At 27.4% G+C, this 20,322-nt stretch carries 20 protein-coding genes; all 20 read right to left on the bottom strand.

The genetic code is table 11. From position 1 onward, the window contains the following. Window positions 1-11: 11 nt before the first annotated feature. Window positions 12-638: an ABC transporter ATP-binding protein gene (locus BN7997_RS07990; RefSeq protein WP_071120291.1), complete on the bottom strand. Its 627-nt coding sequence runs from the start codon at window positions 636-638 to the stop codon at window positions 12-14. Next, window positions 628-1,563, bottom strand: a complete 936-nt coding sequence (locus BN7997_RS07985) for an ABC transporter ATP-binding protein (protein ID WP_071120289.1) — start codon at window positions 1,561-1,563, stop codon at window positions 628-630. The genes BN7997_RS07990 and BN7997_RS07985 overlap by 11 nt, the downstream gene beginning before the upstream one ends. Window positions 1,564-1,627: 64 nt before the next feature. Continuing rightward, a complete protein-coding gene (locus BN7997_RS07980) occupies window positions 1,628-2,200 on the bottom strand; it encodes an ABC transporter ATP-binding protein (RefSeq protein WP_071120290.1) in 573 nt (190 codons plus the stop codon). Then, entirely contained in the window at window positions 2,190-3,125 is a 936-nt protein-coding gene (locus BN7997_RS07975) for an ABC transporter ATP-binding protein (RefSeq protein ID WP_071120289.1), read from the bottom strand. Before BN7997_RS07975 ends, BN7997_RS07980 begins: the two co-directional genes overlap by 11 nt. Before the next feature lie 9 nt (window positions 3,126-3,134). Further along, window positions 3,135-4,004, bottom strand: coding sequence for an ABC transporter permease (locus BN7997_RS07970; protein ID WP_071120288.1), 870 nt, complete (start codon window positions 4,002-4,004; stop codon window positions 3,135-3,137). Next, the gene (locus BN7997_RS07965; RefSeq protein WP_071120287.1) at window positions 4,004-4,996 is read right to left on the bottom strand and encodes an ABC transporter permease; all 993 of its coding nucleotides are present in this window, start codon (window positions 4,994-4,996) and stop codon (window positions 4,004-4,006) included. The genes BN7997_RS07970 and BN7997_RS07965 overlap by 1 nt, the downstream gene beginning before the upstream one ends. A 79-nt stretch (window positions 4,997-5,075) precedes the next feature. Continuing rightward, window positions 5,076-6,710: an ABC transporter substrate-binding protein gene (locus BN7997_RS07960; RefSeq protein ID WP_242873402.1), complete on the bottom strand. Its 1,635-nt coding sequence runs from the start codon at window positions 6,708-6,710 to the stop codon at window positions 5,076-5,078. Between the two features lie 426 nt (window positions 6,711-7,136). Beyond that, window positions 7,137-8,072 carry a M14 family zinc carboxypeptidase gene (locus BN7997_RS07955; protein WP_071120286.1) on the bottom strand — a complete coding sequence of 312 codons (936 nt, stop codon included), beginning with the start codon at window positions 8,070-8,072 and terminating at the stop codon, window positions 7,137-7,139. Between the two features lie 166 nt (window positions 8,073-8,238). After that, window positions 8,239-9,213 carry an IS30 family transposase gene (locus BN7997_RS07950; RefSeq protein ID WP_071119190.1) on the bottom strand — a complete coding sequence of 325 codons (975 nt, stop codon included), beginning with the start codon at window positions 9,211-9,213 and terminating at the stop codon, window positions 8,239-8,241. A 214-nt stretch (window positions 9,214-9,427) separates the two neighbouring features. Then, window positions 9,428-10,510 carry an FUSC family protein gene (locus BN7997_RS07945; protein WP_071120285.1) on the bottom strand — a complete coding sequence of 361 codons (1,083 nt, stop codon included), beginning with the start codon at window positions 10,508-10,510 and terminating at the stop codon, window positions 9,428-9,430. 11 nt (window positions 10,511-10,521) lie between these two features. After that, window positions 10,522-10,962, bottom strand: a complete 441-nt coding sequence (locus BN7997_RS07940) for a MarR family winged helix-turn-helix transcriptional regulator (protein ID WP_242873401.1) — start codon at window positions 10,960-10,962, stop codon at window positions 10,522-10,524. 207 nt (window positions 10,963-11,169) lie between these two features. After that, window positions 11,170-12,078 (bottom strand): SDR family oxidoreductase, encoded by a 909-nt coding sequence (locus BN7997_RS07935; RefSeq protein WP_071120284.1) that lies wholly within the window; start codon window positions 12,076-12,078, stop codon window positions 11,170-11,172. Window positions 12,079-12,214: 136 nt separating this feature from the next. Beyond that, complete coding sequence (locus BN7997_RS07930) at window positions 12,215-13,633, bottom strand: potassium/proton antiporter (RefSeq protein ID WP_071120283.1); 1,419 nt, start codon at window positions 13,631-13,633, stop codon at window positions 12,215-12,217. 71 nt (window positions 13,634-13,704) lie between these two features. Continuing rightward, window positions 13,705-15,132, bottom strand: coding sequence for an MATE family efflux transporter (locus BN7997_RS07925; protein ID WP_083335046.1), 1,428 nt, complete (start codon window positions 15,130-15,132; stop codon window positions 13,705-13,707). Window positions 15,133-15,398: 266 nt separating this feature from the next. Beyond that, window positions 15,399-16,367: a TIM barrel protein gene (locus tag BN7997_RS07920; RefSeq protein ID WP_071120282.1), complete on the bottom strand. Its 969-nt coding sequence runs from the start codon at window positions 16,365-16,367 to the stop codon at window positions 15,399-15,401. A gap of 223 nt (window positions 16,368-16,590) precedes the next feature. Then, window positions 16,591-17,028, bottom strand: a complete 438-nt coding sequence (locus BN7997_RS07915; RefSeq protein ID WP_074010965.1) for an MATE family efflux transporter — start codon at window positions 17,026-17,028, stop codon at window positions 16,591-16,593. A 30-nt stretch (window positions 17,029-17,058) separates the two neighbouring features. Beyond that, window positions 17,059-18,450 (bottom strand): PH domain-containing protein, encoded by a 1,392-nt coding sequence (locus BN7997_RS07910; RefSeq protein ID WP_071120280.1) that lies wholly within the window; start codon window positions 18,448-18,450, stop codon window positions 17,059-17,061. A gap of 14 nt (window positions 18,451-18,464) precedes the next feature. Beyond that, window positions 18,465-18,857, bottom strand: a complete 393-nt coding sequence (locus BN7997_RS07905) for a GntR family transcriptional regulator (RefSeq protein WP_071120279.1) — start codon at window positions 18,855-18,857, stop codon at window positions 18,465-18,467. A 186-nt stretch (window positions 18,858-19,043) separates the two neighbouring features. Further along, on the bottom strand, window positions 19,044-19,499 hold the full coding sequence (bcp, locus tag BN7997_RS07900) for a thioredoxin-dependent thiol peroxidase (protein ID WP_071120278.1): 456 nt from the start codon (window positions 19,497-19,499) through the stop codon (window positions 19,044-19,046). Between the two features lie 296 nt (window positions 19,500-19,795). Next, a partial coding sequence (locus BN7997_RS07895; RefSeq protein ID WP_143023231.1) for a sensor histidine kinase occupies window positions 19,796-20,322 on the bottom strand: 527 nt, incomplete at its 5' end.

The following is a 20,322-nucleotide window of genomic DNA, read 5'->3' as shown; positions in this document are numbered from 1 at the left end:
TATAAAACATTTTATTCTATATTGTTAGATAACTCTTTAAATTCAGTTAAATCTACAATCCTATCACATATTCTATTTACTAATGCTTTTTCATGACTAATTACAATTAATCCAATATTATATTTTTTAACATGTTCTAAAACAACATTCCATATCTGAGCTTGAGTAATAGCATCTAGCATAGTTGTCATTTCATCTGCTATTAAAAACTTAGTTTCTGGTGATAATGCTCTAACAACACAAAATCTTTGTAATTCTCCTCCTGATAATTCACTTGGCCATCTTTTTAGCCACTCTTTCTTTATTCCCATATCATCTAATAACTCTTTTGAAGGTTCGAAAGCTTCTTTTAAAATTTTATCCATTTTCCACTTTGGATTTACAGATTTTTCTGGATGTTGAAATATTAATTGGACTGGGCTATACCCTTTTTTAGATAACTTTTTTCCATCTATTGTAACAGTTCCACTTTGTAGTTTTTCATATCCTGCTAAAATCTTAGCTAAAGTAGTTTTACCAAATCCACTTGGTGCAATTAATCCTACAACTTCTCCACTGTCTATCGTAAAATCAATATCTTTTAATATATACTTATCATCTTTATATTTAAAATTTATTCCCTTTGCTTTAAGTTGCATTTAAACATCTCACCATCCCATCTCTAACCATCCTTGCATTTGGTCTTATTAACCTACATTTATCACTAATACATTCACATCTATCTTGAAATAAACATCCTTTTGGTAATTCATTTGGCATAGGTTGTGATCCTTTTATTGGCTTAAATCCATTTTGAGGAAGTGCATTAAAAAGTGCTTTTGAGTATGGATGTCTTAAATTTTTACCATCACCTTTAAAGTCATTTACATTAGCAATCTCTAAAGTTGTTCCAGCATAAAATACAGCTATTTTATCAGCTATTTTAAGTGCAGCTTCTATATCATGAGTTATCATTAATATTGCACATCCACTATCCGCTATATTTCTAAAATCTTTAAGTGCTTCATTAAGAGATTTTTCATCTAATCCTGGTGTTGGTTCATCTGCAATAATAACTTTACAGTCAGATACTAATGCAGTTGATAAAAGAACTTTTCTAGCCATACCTCCTGATAATTCAAATGGATAAAAATTATCAACTTTTTTATCAAGCCCATATTTATTAAATATATACCTTTGACGTTTGTTTGCTTTTTCTTTATTCTCTATTGATATTTTTACTTGTTTTGATACCTTCATTAATGGGTCTAAAAAATTTACGGATTGAGGTATAAACACTATTTCTCTTCCTCTTAATTTTTCTTTATCCTTTAAACTTAAACTTTTACCTTTATATATTATATTTCCTTCAGTAGTTGCATTATCAGGAAGTATACCAAGTATAGCATGAGCTAATAAACTTTTACCTGAACCACTAGATCCAACCACTGCTAGTATTTCACCTTCATATAAATCTATATCTAAATTAGTTATTACTTCTAACTCTCTTCTTCTCAATCCCTTTGTGTACTGAGAAAAAGATATTCCTAAGTCTTTTACCGACAATATAGGCTCTTTTTTCATAAATACCTCCTATTTATAAGCTGTTTTTGGATTTATTAATTTATTAACTTGCTTTCCAATATTATCAACCATTAATGAAACCATAACTAAACTTAACCCNTACAATTAATCCAATATTATATTTTTTAACATGTTCTAAAACAACATTCCATATCTGAGCTTGAGTAATAGCATCTAGCATAGTTGTCATTTCATCTGCTATTAAAAACTTAGTTTCTGGTGATAATGCTCTAACAACACAAAATCTTTGTAATTCTCCTCCTGATAATTCACTTGGCCATCTTTTTAGCCACTCTTTCTTTATTCCCATATCATCTAATAACTCTTTTGAAGGTTCGAAAGCTTCTTTTAAAATTTTATCCATTTTCCACTTTGGATTTACAGATTTTTCTGGATGTTGAAATATTAATTGGACTGGGCTATACCCTTTTTTAGATAACTTTTTTCCATCTATTGTAACAGTTCCACTTTGTAGTTTTTCATATCCTGCTAAAATCTTAGCTAAAGTAGTTTTACCAAATCCACTTGGTGCAATTAATCCTACAACTTCTCCACTGTCTATCGTAAAATCAATATCTTTTAATATATACTTATCATCTTTATATTTAAAATTTATTCCCTTTGCTTTAAGTTGCATTTAAACATCTCACCATCCCATCTCTAACCATCCTTGCATTTGGTCTTATTAACCTACATTTATCACTAATACATTCACATCTATCTTGAAATAAACATCCTTTTGGTAATTCATTTGGCATAGGTTGTGATCCTTTTATTGGCTTAAATCCATTTTGAGGAAGTGCATTAAAAAGTGCTTTTGAGTATGGATGTCTTAAATTTTTACCATCACCTTTAAAGTCATTTACATTAGCAATCTCTAAAGTTGTTCCAGCATAAAATACAGCTATTTTATCAGCTATTTTAAGTGCAGCTTCTATATCATGAGTTATCATTAATATTGCACATCCACTATCCGCTATATTTCTAAAATCTTTAAGTGCTTCATTAAGAGATTTTTCATCTAATCCTGGTGTTGGTTCATCTGCAATAATAACTTTACAGTCAGATACTAATGCAGTTGATAAAAGAACTTTTCTAGCCATACCTCCTGATAATTCAAATGGATAAAAATTATCAACTTTTTTATCAAGCCCATATTTATTAAATATATACCTTTGACGTTTGTTTGCTTTTTCTTTATTCTCTATTGATATTTTTACTTGTTTTGATACCTTCATTAATGGGTCTAAAAAATTTACGGATTGAGGTATAAACACTATTTCTCTTCCTCTTAATTTTTCTTTATCCTTTAAACTTAAACTTTTACCTTTATATATTATATTTCCTTCAGTAGTTGCATTATCAGGAAGTATACCAAGTATAGCATGAGCTAATAAACTTTTACCTGAACCACTAGATCCAACCACTGCTAGTATTTCACCTTCATATAAATCTATATCTAAATTAGTTATTACTTCTAACTCTCTTCTTCTCAATCCCTTTGTGTACTGAGAAAAAGATATTCCTAAGTCTTTTACCGACAATATAGGCTCTTTTTTCATAAATACCTCCTATTTATAAGCTGTTTTTGGATTTATTAATTTATTAACTTGCTTTCCAATATTATCAACCATTAATGAAACCATAACTAAACTTAACCCTGGGAAAAATACAAGCCACCATCTTCCACTATTTAAATACTTCATAGATTCAGATAATATAATTCCTATTGCTGGTTCATGTGGTGGTAAACCAAATCCTAAAAATGTTATTGAAGCTTCATGAAGCACAGCATGGGGAAATATTAAAACTATACCTATTAAAAGTTGTGGTATTATATGAGGTATTATATGTTCAATTGCTATGTATAAATTTGATTTACCAAATTTTTTTGATATTTTTACATAATCAGATTCCCTAATTTGCATTATTTCAGCTCTTATTACCCTAGTAAGAGATGGCCAATGAGTTAATGATACTCCTAAAACTATTCCTTTAAATCCTCCACCTACTGAAATAGAAATAAGTATAACTATTAAGGCATGTGGCACTGACAATATTAAATCTATTATCCATGTAATAATATTATCTACTGTCTTACCTAAAGTTGCTCCTATAACACCTAATGTTAATGCAATTGTACCACTTATAAAAGATGCTAAAAATCCAACTTTCATACTTAAGCTTAGTCCTTTAATAGTTCTATAAAACATATCTCGCCCAACCCAATCAGTTCCAAATAAATGATTTAAACTAGGTTCTAGATTTTTGTTAGTTAAATTTATAGAAATATCATCTGCACTTATTAGACTTCCCATTATCATAATTGAACCTAATAAAAAAACAAATAAAGCAATAGATAGAAGTGTTTTTTCTCTTACTCCAAATTTATTTCTTAATGGTTTATTTGTATTTAAATATATCCCTTGTAATTCACTCATTATGCTTTACTTCCTCCTTTCACTCTTGGATCTATAAGCATATATATTAAATCTGCAATTAAATTTCCTGTATATACAAAAATTAAACTTATTATAACTATTCCCATTAAAAGTGGTAAATCACCTTTAAGACCTGCAGAAACTGTTGCTTGACCAAGCCCTGGATATGAAAATACTTGTTCTGCAAAAACTGTACCTGCAAATAATTCACTAAATGATAAAAATTGTAATGTTATTGCTGGTAAAGCTACATTTTTTATAACATGATTAAATACTATGCTTTTTTTACTTTCTCCACGAGCCTTAGCAAATAAAATATAATCACTAGATAAAATTTCAATTACTTTTTCTCTAGTATGTAAGCATATATTAGCAACACCTAATATGCTAAGTGTTAAAGCTGGTAGTGTTAAATGTTTAATTAAACTTGATATAGTTACTTCATCTGATAAAACACCTATTGGTACACCAAGTCCTGTTGGAAATAATTTTAATTTTACTGAAAATATAATTATTAATAAAATTCCTATCCAAAATGTAGGGGTTGATATTAGTACATAACAATATCCTCTAATAAACTTATCTATAAACTTTCCTTCATTAATTCCCGATACAATTCCTAAAATAAATCCAAGTACTCCTGATACAACCCATGCAACTAACATTAGTGCTAATGATGCCATAAATCTTTCTGATATTACATCAACTACATCTCTTCTGTAAATCATTGACCTACCTAAGTCACCCTTTGCAATTGCCTTAAACCATGAAGAAAATCTTTCTAATGGTGGCTTATTTAACCCCCAATACTCAGCTATATTTTCTCTTTGTTCTTGTGTAACTGTTAAATCCGCTCCTACATATGCTTGAACTGGGTCTAAAGGTGATTTTTCTAGCAATATAAATGTTACTATACAAAGAGCAATTAAAAGAGTTATAAGTTTAAAAAACTTCTTTAATATAAATCCTAAAATTTCTTTTTTATTTTTCACAATAATACTCCACCTTTATATCTAATATCATTTTATAATAATAGGACATTCTATAAAGAATGCCCTATTTATATTTAGTCTATTTCCAACTCCACTCTGTTATGTTATATAATACTTTTCCTCCATGAGGTTGAACAACAGGTGTACCTATATCTAAATCTTCATCTGCTAAGTAAAGATGTCCTGCATTTACAAACCAAGTATATGCACAATCTCCCATATGTGAAAATCCTGTTTCTCCATCCCATTGAGCTTTTTTCCAATACTCTAAAGCCGAATCTTCATCTTCACTTTGTAATGCCTTATCTATATACTCATCAACCTTATCATTTTTGTAATATCCAGAATTGTTCCAAGGTACTCCAACTCCTAATGTTTTACTACTATATAAATTATATATTTCAGAAGGGTCTCCTGATCCAAAACCATAAAGCACTGCTTGAGAATTTATTTCTGGAACTATTGTATCCCAATTTCTATTTTCTAAGTTTACTTTTATACCTAGTTTTTTTGCAACTTCAACATAAGCTAAACCTAATTCTTGTCTATACTTTCCATCTGTATATAGTAAATCAAACTCTGCTTCTACTCCATTTTTATCTATTGTTCCATTATTATTAGTATCTTTCCATCCAGCTTCTTCTAGCATTTTTTTTGCTTCATCTATTTTACCGTCTTCTTCTGGTTTTATTATAGTTTCTTCATTTAACCAAGGCATTTTTTCAAGCCCTGTACTTGATGGTGCTCCATACCCTTCTAATATACCTTCAACTAATTCTTCTCTATCTATAGCATATGTAAGTGCTTTTCTTATAGTTTCATCACTTGTTACTGCATTCCCTATTGGATATCCATCAGCTGTAGTTTTTCCTGGTTTCTCCATAGGATAAGCTACTCCATAGGTTTCAATACTATCTAATTCAATTAGTTTTTTACCTTCTACTTCTTCTTTCGCAAAAGAGCCTGGTATTGATGTTATATCAACTTCTCCTGCTTTAACTGCTGCATATGCTGTATCATCATCCATAAACACCATTGTTAATTTTTTTATTGATGGCTTTTCTCCGTAGTAATTTTCATTAGCCTCTGCTATAACTTGTTGACCTTTATCCCATTGTACTAATTTATATGGACCAGAACCAATTGGATTATCTGAAAAACCTTCATTATGTGCATGTTTAGGTACTATACCTACTGTTGCTAATTTTTCAATAAATGTAGATTGAGGATTTTTAAGCTTAAATTCTACTGTATAATCATCTACTTTCGATACACTATCTAACATAGTTAAATCTATAGATGAGCCACTATTTTTTGCTATTTCATATGTATATACAACATCTTCTGCTGTAAGATTTTCTCCATCAGTAAACTTTACATCTTCTCTTATTTTTACCGTCCAAATTAACCTATCCTCAGATATTTCATAACTTTTTGCTAAATCATTTTCCATACCTAAATTTTTATTTCTTTTAAATAGTGTACTAAAAAATACACTAGTCATATCACCATGTCCAGTATCTGTTGCATCAAAGCCAGTTTCTGGTTCACTTGTAACTGCTGCTATTAATTCATTGTTTGCCTTTCTAGCATTTTCTTTATCTAGCGATTTTCCTGCATCTGAACTTGTATTTGAACACCCTATTAATGTACTTGACATAAGTCCTATAACCAACATAATTGATATATTTTTCTTGAGTTTCATAAATCCCATATTTCAATCCCCCCATTAATAATAAAGTAAAAATTCGCTTCGCTTGAGCGACGTGTCGGCGAAACACTTCATTTCGCCAACGATATATCCCTTCTACCGCTATAGATACATATGTTGATTGAGCCACTTCGTGGACGAAGCATTTCAAAATGTTATTTTTTACGTTTATAAAGTTATTGATATTACTTATATTTATAGGTTATCTATAAATATATTTATACTATAATTTCCTTATACGTAAAAAAGCCATGAAGATACACTTATAGCGATAAACCTTCATGGCTTAAATTTCATATTATTCATAATTTTTTTATTTTTCACTTTGTTATAATATTATCACAGTTTACTTATAATGTAAACAATTTTTTCTATTTTATAAAAATTAATCTTTTTTAGTGATTATACATATTTTTTAGCTTATTTATATTAATCTATTATTTTATAAAAAACTTCTTGGGCAAATAGAATAGGTACATTTTTATTTCTTTCAAAAATATCTTTATAATTTTCTATGGGTACCTTTCTTTCTCCTACATAAGGAGATACTTCTATTGTAAGTCCTGGCTTTTGATAATTTTCAATAAACCAATCCTTATATCCGCTCCCTGTTACAGGACCTTCTTCTGATTCTAAATCATATCCTGTTTCCTTAGATATTTTCTTAGCAATAGATAAATCTCTTTCTATATCTAATTGATTATACTGCCAAAAAATCACCTCTCCTGATGAATGATATGAAATTGTACCATCAAAGTTGTATTTTTCTGTTAAACATTTTAATGCATATGTCTCTGGTTCTGAAAAATAATATAGACCTTTATATGATTTATATGCTGGAGATGTTTCAGAATCTGATGATGGATACATTGTTGGATAATTTCTATTTAAATCTACTCCATTAATATTTGCCTTCCAACGTGGAAATAAACTTTCTTTTAAATATGGTTTATCTTTATATTCTTTAGATATAAACTGTCCTCCGTTAATTACTAAATTTGCACCATCTGGGTTAACTAACGGTACAAAAACAAATGTTACATATTTTAAAAGATTACGTATACTCATATTGTTTATACTATAATCTATCTCATATAAATTTAATAGATAATTAATTTGATCAAGTAACAATATAGTAGTAATTGCTTCTCTAGCATGATGAGTTGCTTGAATTAATATTTTTGTACTACCTCTACCTATTTTAATAGATAATATAGGTACTCCTTGTACCGATTCCCCTATTTTATTTACATATAATAATCCCTTATTGTATTTACCTAGTTTATATATGGCTTTATTAACATATTTTGAAAAGTAACTAGATTGATATAAATTTATATAACTTTTATAACATCTGTTTACCACAGTATCCTCCTTTTTTTCATTACTATTACTTTATAATTTGTTTTTTTGTATATAGTAAAATATGCAAAAATACCCTAAGATGATTAAAAATCATTTTAGGGTATTTAATAAGGTTTAATTATATCCTGAATTGTCAATTTAAATCAGACAAATTACTTATGAATCACTAAGCAAATGTAAGTAAGCTTTCAAATCCAGTTGCTTCTTTTATAACCTCATTTGGTGTTTTATAGTCTAGTGATTTTCTAGGTATAGAATTCCATTTATACGCAATCATATTTAATTCTTCTTGAGAATATGCAGATAAATCTGTAGACTTAGGTAAATCTTTTCTAACTATTCCATTTGAATTCTCATTTAGCCCTCTTTGACCTGGTGATCCAGGGTCTCCAAAGTAGATTTCAATATTAACTGAACTATCTTTTTCTATGTCTGACCATTTTGAAAACTCTTTACCTCTATCAAATGTAATAGTAGATATACACGACTTATGTAAAGATGATAGCCATTTGCAAATTGCTTCTTTAACATCCTCACTCTTTCTACTTGCTTTAAGTAATACAATATATTTTGAATACTTTTCTACTAAAGTAACTATAGCTGATTTTCTAGCTTTTCCTACAATAGTATCTCCCTCAAAATGGCCATATTCTATACTAGTTTTAGCATTAGGATACTTTTCATCTCTTTCATGAATTGTTTTACATGTATTAATTTTACCTCTTGTTTCGTTATGACCCTTCGGGTTATTTTTACCCTTACGTCTCAACTTATTTATATCTATTACACCTTGTTTTGCTAATTTGTATAATGTTTTTGTTGATATTTTTTCATCTTTTCCATCTATTTTATCTCTTCCTGCGATAGCATCTAAAGACCAATCATTTTCTAGCTTATTATTGATATCATCTAATTTTTCTTTGCTTAATACAATGGGCTTTCTTCCACATCTAGATTTATTTATTAGGTATTGATTATATATTTCTTGAACAGTAAGTCCTTGCATAAATAGCTTGTAATATCTGTAAACTTTATCTTTTCCAATTTTCATTCTTTGAGCGCAAGCTCTTGCTTTCACGCCTAAATAGTAATTTGCTTCTAGATTTGTTAGCTGATTTATGTTAATATGATTAAAAGACATTTTTGGTACTCCTTTTGTTGATTTTAGTAGGTTAACTAAGTATATCATAAGTGTCTTTTTTTGTTTATATATTTGTCTGATTTAATTATACAATTCAGGTATAAAAAATTCGCTTCTCTCATTTCACCAACGATATATCCTTGCTGCCCCTACGGATACATCCATTGCTCAAAAATAAAGGTTTACCTACATACTATGCAGATAAACCTTCATTTTATAATTCGTCACTTGTTGTCATTTCTTCAATTATACTTCTATTTGTAATTTTTTCTTCTACTTTATCAAATATCTTACTAAATAATCTTCCGTATATAGCCCCAAATACATTATTTACTATACGGAATATTATAGCTACTTCTAATCCTAAAATTGATACTGCTGAATTTAAACCACCAAACGTGTTAAATACAGTTTGCCATTTATATGTTGCAGAGAATCCAACCATAATTCCACCTAACATTCCTATTAATGATGTAAAGTTTTTTGGTAATATAAAGTATAGAATACAATACATTATACATCCCACAACAGCAAATGGAACTCTTTCTTTACAACGAGTATCCATTCTATCTTTATATGGTTGAACTATTGACATACATGCAAAACCTATCCACATTGTTCTTGGTAGATTTAATAAATCACCTATTAATAACGCTGAACATATTGCAAGTGTTAATTTTAGTTGCCACTTAGTTCTATCGTTATTAAAATTAACATCTTTTATAACATCAGAAACTTTGTTTTCAAACTTTGTTTTTCTTTGCTTTATATAAAATACTCCAGCTACTATAATACCACCTAATGCTAATCCACATACACGACTTATATATATATTTATATTATCAACTTGGTATCCATACAAAAGTAAATATGATAATACTAATATTGATTGATTAGATAATACCACATTATGGCATGATAATATAACTATAGCCATTATTGAAATAAAGTTTATAACAAATTTTACTATTGGTGTTGATATACTTGCTAAATGCGGTCCAACCATAAATATACAGAATATCCCAAATAGCGTAAATGCTGATTGTTTAGCATCAAAATCTAAATTTGAAAATCTAAAAGTTAGTAATGAAAGAACTGTTACAACTCCTACTACACTATTTTCATTACCAAAAATATTACTAAAAGAAGATACTACAAAAGTACAAAATAAAAGACATAATATATTCTTAAGAACAAAGGCTGTTATATACTTTTGTTTTAATTTTTTATCTTCCGTTTCTTTAATTAAAGGTTTTAAGTTAATTGCTCCTAACTGCATTGCTTGATAAAAGCTCATTATACACTCTCCTATTCATTTTGACTCATTTTTTGATTTGCCTTTTCTATACAAGACATTAATTCAAAAAAATCTTCGTCACCCAATTTTCTACGTAGCTCATAAATTGGACTTAAATAATATTCGTATATTTTATCTACTTTTTCTCTACCTAGCTCTGTAATAGAAACAAAATAGCTTCTTTTATCTCTTGGATCTTTGGTTTTAACTACATATCCTCCTTGATTTAAGCTATCTATTACTCTACTTATAATTGTTTTATTCACACCCATAATTTTACTAAGGCACATTGGGGTTAAGCCTTCTTCGTGAGTTATAAGCTGTGATAACAAATCTAAATGTTGTGCTGGTATTTCATACTCTTTAGTAGCTCGATGTATAATCATTCTTGAAAATAAGCTTATTTCTTGCATTTTTTCTATCATATATATCCAATTTAAGTCATCCACCATTATTCACCACTTTCTAAATCGACTGACTTTATATAATATTCATTATAGTTAACTTTGTTAACTATATTTTATCTGTTTTTTTTCATTATGTCAACTTATTTGTAATCATATAATTGTTTTTTCAGTGTTTATATTGTATTTTCTATTATTATATTAATTAAAAAAGGTACTGAACTAAAAAGTCCAATACCTTATAAATTCTAAATTTTAAGATCCTACTATAGTTCCTCCATTAGGATGAAGAACTTGACCAGACATATATCTTGAATCATCACTTGCCAAAAATACATAACTAGTTGCAACTTCAAATGGTTGACCTGCTCTATCCATAGGAACTGAACTAGTTCCACTTCCAAAAGTTTCAACTTGTTCAGCAGAATATGATGCTGGAATAAGAGGAGTCCAAATAGGTCCTGGTGCTACTGCATTTACTCTTATTCCTTCCTTTATTAACGACTGAGAAAGAGATCTAGTAAATGTTAATATTGCACCTTTAGTAGCGCTATAATCAATAAGTAAAGGCTCTCCCTGATATGCAGTAATAGATGTTGTGTTGATTATTGCTGCTCCCCTTTTTAAGTATTTAAGTGCTGCTTTAGTCATATAAAAGAAAGGATAAACATTAGTTCTAAAAGTTAAATCTAATTGTTCAGATGTAATATCTAATATACTATTTTGTACAAATTGTACTGCATGATTATTTACTAATATATCTATTTTACCAAAACATTCTATTGTTTTCTCAACAACTATCTTAGACATTTCTTCATTTTTTAAATCTCCTGGTACTAATAAACATCTTCTTCCTATTTGTTCTACAAAAGCTTTTGTTTCACATGCATCTTCTTCCTCATTTAAATATGAAATAGTAATATCTGCACCTTCTTTAGCAAATGCATATGCTATAGCTCTTCCAATACCACTATCACCACCAGTAATAATAGCTACCTTTCCTTGTAATTTCCCACTCCCCCTAGAGTATGGATTGTTTGATATTGGTCTAGGCATCATTATATACTCAAGTCCTGGTTGACACTCTTGGTGTTGGGGTGGAAATTGCACTTTTACATCTTTACACTCTTCTTTAACTCCTAAACTTTTATAAACTGGATACATATAACACCACCTTTAAATTATTAATTTAAATATTTACTTTAATATAATTTATATTAATAATGAGTAGTATTTATAATAATTTTTATAAAAAAGTACTCTTACTTAATAAATAAGAGAACTTTTTATCTTTGTATTTTTACAATGAAATTTGTTCTAGATTATCTCCAGTAACAACTAATACATCTCCATCTTCTATAATTGTGACTCCTTTAGGTACTATAGTTTTTCCTCTTCGCTTTATCATAAGTATTAGAATATCCTCTGATATATCTGCATCTGCAATACTTTTATTTACCAACTTACTATCAGAAGTAATATTTACTTCTATTAATTGTCTGTCTATATCACTTGCATAGTCATTAAATGTTTTTAATACTAAAGTATTATTATCAACTAAATCAAGTTTTTTAGCAAATTTAGGAAGTAATGTTCCTTGAATTGATACTGAAAATAGTGCTACGAAAAAAACAATATGAAAAATATCATAGGTCATATTAACACCATAAGTCGTTGCATATATGGCAAAAACTATAGATGCAGCTCCTCTTAACCCAACCCAAGAAATGAATAACTTTTCTTTTATTGAGTATTTAAACGGATATAATGTTATAAATGTAGCTACTGGTCTAGCAACAAGAATCATAAATATAGAAATAGATACTGATATACCTATTATGTTAATGAACTTTGATGGAAATGATAACAGACCCAACATAAAGAATAAAACTATTTGCATAATCCAAGAAATACAATCAAAGAATTGAAACAAGCTTTTTTTATAAGGTAGATGGCTACTATTTCCAATGATTATCCCTGACATATAAACACTTAAGTACCCATTACCACCTAAGGATTCACTTAATGAATATGATAATATGGCTATCGCTAATATAAATATTGGATAAAATCCTTTTATTTCAAACTTTAAATTTTTTATAAAAAATATAGTACACTTTGCTAGTAATATCCCAACTAATAATCCAAATACAATTTGTTTTATTACCATAGGAAATAACGTAGATATCCCTTTATTATCCATAAGTAATAATATTGATAATGTAGCCATATAAGCAACTGGGTCATTACTACCACTTTCAACTTCTAATAAAGGCGCAAGTGAGCCTTTTAAATTTAACTTCTGTGAACGTAGTATTGCAAATACTGATGCTGCATCTGTAGATGCTACCACTGCACCTATAAGTAATCCTTCTAATAATGTAATTTTTAGTACAATATGTGAAAATAATCCGGTAAGAGTTGCAGTTATTATTACCCCTAAAGTTGACATAAGTATAGATTGGAGGGCTGATGGCTTTGCCATTGACCAATTGGTTCCAAATCCACCATAAAACATTATAATAACTAATGCAATTGAACTTATCTCTTTGGTTAATTCGTAATCTGAAAAATATATCCCCACAATACCATCAGATCCAAATATCATTCCTAATCCAATAAAAATAAGTAGTATTGGAACTCCAAATTTATAAAGTACTTTGCTTGAGGTTATTGAAATTAAAAGTACTAAACTAGATATAATCATTAATTTAATCATCAAATATAATCCTCCTTAGTTATTTATATAAATTAAGAAGTTATATTGATACAATATTTTTAACAGAAACTTTATATATTAGCTTCATTATTTATACTTACTTCTTTTTTATTATTTAATGATTTAATTTCATATTCATCATCTAATGGCTTTATTTCTTTTTTATATACATATCTAAACCCTATATAACTTAAAAATACTGATGCCATCTCAGATATAGGAAATGCAAACCATACAAGATTTAAATTACCAGTCTTTGATAGTAAATATGCACTTGGCAACAATACTACTAATTGTCTAAAAGCTGATACTGTTAAGCTTAACACTCCATTTCCTAACGATTGAAATACAGATCCTAGTATTACACAAAATCCTGCAAATATAAAACTTAAGCTTATTGTTTTAAGTGCTGGTACACCTATAATTATTAATTCATTAGAAGCATTAAATAGATTTAATATTTGTTTTGGAAATATTTGTAGTACGCATAGTCCTATTAGCATCATACCTACTGCATATACTATACTTATTTTTATAGTCTTTATTATTCTATCTTTGTTTCTTGCACCATAATTATAAGAAACAATAGGAACCATACCATTATTTAATCCAAATACAGGCATAAATACAAAACTTTGAAGCTTAAAGTATATACCAAAAACTGCTGTTGCCGTAGATGTAAACACTATTATGATTTTATTCATTCCAAAAGTCATAACAGAACTTATTGAACCCATTATTATAGAAGGTATACCTACTGAATAAATCTTTTTTATTGTTTTTAAATCAGGTTTAAATCCTTTTATTTTAATTTTTATTTCATGGTTTTTTGTAAAATTTAAATAAATTGCTAGTATCATAGCTAGTATTTGACCAATTACTGTTGCTAAAGCTGCTCCTATTATACCCATTTTAGGAAATCCAAATAATCCAAAGATTAATATAGGATCTAATATTATATTTGTTATTGCACCTAGTCCTTGTGTTAGCATTATATATAAGGTTTTTCCTGTTGACTGCATTAATCGTTCAAATACAAATTGGCCAAATAATCCAAATGAACAAACTGTGCATATTAGTAAATAATAATATCCTCCATCTATTATTTCTACTACATTAGTTTGACATTCAAAAAAGAATCTAACACCAAATATACCTATTAAGAGAAATAGTAAATAACTTATTATAGCTAAAAATATACCATTATTTGCTACTTTGTTTGCTTCATCAAAATTCTTTTCACCTAAAGACTTTGAAAGTAATGCATTTATACCTACACCAGTTCCAGAGCCAACTGCTATCATAAAATTTTGTAGTGGAAAGGCTAATGATACTGCTGTTAAAGCATTTTCACTTATTTGCGATACAAATATACTATCTACTACATTGTAAAGTGCTTGAACTAACATAGATATAATCATAGGTAATGACATTGTTATAAGTAATTTATTTATGGGCATTACCCCCATTTTATTTTCATTATAATTAGACGTTTCCATAGTAAATGCTCCTTTCTTTTTCTAATTTCTTTGTTGCATTTGCAACTATATGTTCATAAATAATAGGTATCATAAACTAGTTATAGATTATAATACCTATTATAATTAAAGTGTATAAACTTGATATTATTAATATATGCATAACGATATACTTTGATGATTCCTTATAGTTTCTTTTAATTTAAATAGTCATCCTATAAATCCCCCCTTAGGTAGCGAAACGCTACATAAGGGAGTATTATATAAAATCATAAGTATTTAATTTTTTATAAACTTAAAACTTTATCTTGTATCTTTATAAAATTACTAAGCTCCTCTAGTGATGTAGTTATAAATTCATAAACTAAAAATTTTGGATTTATCATTTCTATTAAATTATTTATTTTATTATTTGTAAATGGTTTATGCTCATCTATATTTAATATATGATAAATTATCTCATTGTTTACTTCACTATAATCAATATCTTTATTTTTATACTTTTTTATTTGTTCTTTAACATATTTTCCAGAAAGTGACTTACTTAGATGTATTCCTTTTATATAATCTCTCATATCACCTAGATTACTTATAGTTTCTACTAAATAGTCTATTCCCTCTTCTTCATTATTTATATCTAAGTTTGTATTAAGCAAATGTCCTGTATCTAACATAATACCTTTATTCTTATATTCTATATTTTCAATAAAGTATCTCACTAACTCTGGATCTGTCATTTTTAAACCTGGCCACCATAAGTTTTCAAATAGTATAGTTATATTAGTATCTAAACCTTTAAATATTTCATTTACTATCTCGATAGTTGCATCTATTACTTCTTTATCTGTATATGTAAATTCATAGCTAAAACAGTCTTTTATTCTTACATTTGATACATGAAATACTGCATATTCAGCATTTAATTTTTCTGCTATTTTTATTTCTTCTCTGTATTTATCTATTATTACTTTTTTATCAAGATTTCCGTAGTAATTTATTATATCTTCTTTACTGCTAAATTCCTCAAATAACCCCTCTTCATCTTCATTCCAAAAATCTAACCATACAGGATAATGCATTAAATGTGCTCCTATTATTTTATCCTTTGGTATTAATTCTTCGTTGTATAATTGTAAACCAAATAACTCTATTGCATTTATATTATTATCTTCTAAGAATTTGTTTACATTTTTATAGTTATTATTGTATCTGTCCATATCATATTGATATGTAGATAAATTTATAGCTTTTATCATTTGAAATCCCTCCTATAATTTTCTTATATATAAAAATGGGAATAGACTTTAATTATATACTATTGATATATAACTATAAACATATTAATTCACACTTTATAACAATTGTAACTCTTCTCTTATTATAAATATTAATAAATCACTACAGTAAATACCCCCTTAGGTAGCAAAATGCTACCTAAGGGGGTAAATAAGTTGTTCTATTTCTTTAATATAGTTATTCCTATAACATTTTCTCCAAAGAATAAAAGCAACAAATACATAAATTGCCACTAATTGTTGTAGTTACAAATACTCCATAAACACCAATAAATTGAGTTAAAACTAATGTCATAAATAATGGCAGTATTGTAGATTCTACTAACATGATCACAATAGATGAAGTTGCTTTTTCAAGTCCTGTTAAAAATCTACTTACAGTCATAATAAACCAAGTAAATAAATATGAAGGTGCATATAAAAGCAATGCCTTCTTAGCCATATTTATAACAGCTATATCAGACTTAGAAGAAAACATCCTCACTAAAAAATCATGAAATACAAATATTATAGTCATTGTTATTATAGAAATAGAAAGTGCTACAGTACAAGTTATTTTGAAAAAAGTCATTATACGTTTATTATTTTTAACACAATAATTATAACTAATAATAGGTTGCACAGAATCAATCTAAAGGTTCTTCTTTTTGAATTATAATTTTTCTATTAACTGATTATATACATTCATAGTCTCATCTTTAGTTTCTTCATTATATATAAAATAGTTATTTTTTAATTTTACAATGATGTATGGTTTACTCTTATTATAAATATATACTCTGCATTTTCCATATTCTTTAGATTTAAAATTACCTCTACAATATTCATCAGTACTAATACCATTAGTTCTCAATTTAAAACTAACTTCATCGACTAATTTAATATCTTCTATATCATTAACACTAAATTCATAATCATATAAATGATAATCAACACTTATACTTTCACTAGATATAGTAATTTTAGGATTAGTAAATTCCATACTTAATAAATTAAAAAACAATGGTATAAAAATCACTGCATATATTACAAATCCTGAATAATATGATATCTTACCTTTTTTAGTTGCTAAATTATAAGTATATGCATTAAACCCAAATCTAGGTTTTACTTTTGAGTTATAATCATTTTCATTATAATATTTATATCCATCTATCCAATACTCATCATCATCTGTATAAATAACTTCCTTATCCATTTTAAGTAACTCTTCTTCTAAGGATTTTATTCTATTATTACTATAAATAAATCCTAAAAAAGTAATTATGCCGCCTAAGATAGCTATAATAGTTATAAAGTAATAACTTACATTAATAACTTCAAATATTACCAAATATGTAAATAAGAAAACGATGCTCGCAGTTAGAGATGTAATAAACCAAACAATTGAATTTAAGTATTTTTCTTCTTTATTCAGGATATAATTAATATCACTATTTTTACTATATACTTTTAATTTAAGCTTATTACTACCTCTAAATCCTATAAAATATAATAGTACTAATACAGTCATTAATATAAATGCTATAAAAGTTGTATACTTTAAATCTTCATCATACCTAACTATAGATATAATAAGTGGAATCAAAGATATACCAAAAGGTATAATCATATACTTATTAGGTATAGGCATCTTATCTTTTAACTTACTAATTTTAGTATCCATACTTACAACTCTTTTTTCACCAATAAACCATTCATTATCTTTCTTTAACTTTTTAAGCTTTCTATTCATATATACATAAGGTTGCCTAACTAACCATTCTGTTACAACTAAACTCCAAATAAGCAAATATAAAACTGATAAACCTTCCTTATTTATAAAAGCTATTGGTAATCCAGTTAATATAATTACTAAAGTAAATATATTTACTATCCTCTTATAATCATCAATCATCTTTAAAACAGCATCATCACTTAAAGCTTGCTCTGGAAGAGTAACTCCAAATAAAATATTTTTTCTTTGCTTGATTGCACTCTTCATTGTAAAATAAACCACAATTGTAATCATGATAAATGAAGGCATTAAGATAAGATTATTCATATATTTTCTTCCCCCTACTTGTTATCTAATGATATGCATTTCATCATGCTAAATATATTCTCACACATATCCATAAACTCTTCTTTTTTTACACCTTTTATACTCGCCTCAGATATAACCAAATTCAAGTCTTCCTCTAATTTTTCCTTAAACTCCAACTTCCCACCAGAAAGTAAATTAACCTTAGCCCCATGCCTTCTATCAATGGTGATAAAACCCTCTCTTTTTAAAAGACCGTATGCCTTATTAACTGTCATAGGATTAATCCCTAAATCTTCAGCCATTTGTCTAACAGTAGGAATACTTTCTCCTTGAATAAATTCCCCCTTACCAATTCCTATTACAATCTCATTTCTAAGCTGTAAATATATAGGAACTTCACTTTCAAAATTTAAATTAATAATCATCAAAACCACCTCGATTTTAAAGTAATTTTCAATTAAAAATAAAGTATTATTTGTATTATATATAGTAATACAAATAATACCTTATTTCAATATTTTTCAAATAAGAAAGATATTAACTACAGATTTTAAAGTACTATAATTTTCTTGTAATAAAAAAAGAGAATCATTTGTTTGATTCTCTTTATACTATCCTAAGTACTCTAATACTTCACCTACATTTTTATCAGTTTTAACTTTATCATATACTTTTTCTATCATTCCATTTTCATCTATTATATAAGTAGTTCTAACTACTCCCATACTTACCTTTCCATATAGCTTTTTTTCTTGCCATACATCATAAGCTTTTATAGCTTCAAGCTCTGGATCTGATAATAATATAAATGGTAAGTCATGCTTTTTGGCAAAGTTTGTATGAGATTTTATACTATCCTTGCTTATTCCTATAACTACTACATCTTTAGATTTAAATTCTTCGTAATTATCTCTAAATGAACATGCTTGTTTAGTACATCCTGGTGTATTATCTCTTGGATAAAAATATAATACTATTTTTTTATTTTTAAAATCTGATAAACTTACTAAATTTCCATCTTTATCTTGTAATTTAAATTCTGGTGCTTTTACTCCTGCTTCTAACATATTTTACTCCTTTGTTTGTTTTATATTACATATTATACCAAATATACTTATATTTAAACATTAGTATATATAGTTTATATTATCTTAATATAAAAATTCGCTTCTCTCATTTCGCCAACGATATATCCTTGCTACCGCTACGGATACATCCGTTGCTCAAAAATGTCATTTTTTACGTTTATAAGTTTATTGATATTACTTATATTCATAGGTTATCCACAAATATATTTATGATATAGTTTTATTATACGTAAAAAATAACCTAGGTTAAAACTAGGTTATTTTTATAATTATTTTTATTCTTTATTTGGATCTACAGGTAATATTATAACAAAATCACTACCTTCTCCTACCTTACTTTCTACGTATATTTCACCTTTATGCAGCTCTACTATTTTGCTAGTTATACTAAGACCTAATCCACTTCCACCTTTTGATTCATCATTATCTACTTGATTAAATCTATCAAATATCGTTTTATGATATTTTTCTTCAATTCCAACTCCAGTATCTAATACACTAATCATAACTTTATCATCTAAATCCTTTATAGTTATAGTTATATTTCCACCTTCTGGTGTAAACTTAGCTGCGTTACTTACTAGATTTACTATACATCTTTCTATTTCATAATCATCACATAATATAATCTTTTCTTCAACCTCAGGATCTATTATAAGTTCTATAGATTTAGATTTTATATAGTCAATTAAAGTTAAAGATGTTTCTTCAACTAAGTATATTATGTCTACTTCCTTTAAATTTAAGGTATACATTTTGCTTTGTAACTTAGTATTATCTAATATATTGTTAACAAGATTTA

This window comes from Romboutsia timonensis, from assembly GCF_900106845.1.
GTDB lineage: Bacteria > Bacillota > Clostridia > Peptostreptococcales > Peptostreptococcaceae > Romboutsia > Romboutsia timonensis.
This window is presented reverse-complemented; position numbering and strand designations above follow the sequence as displayed.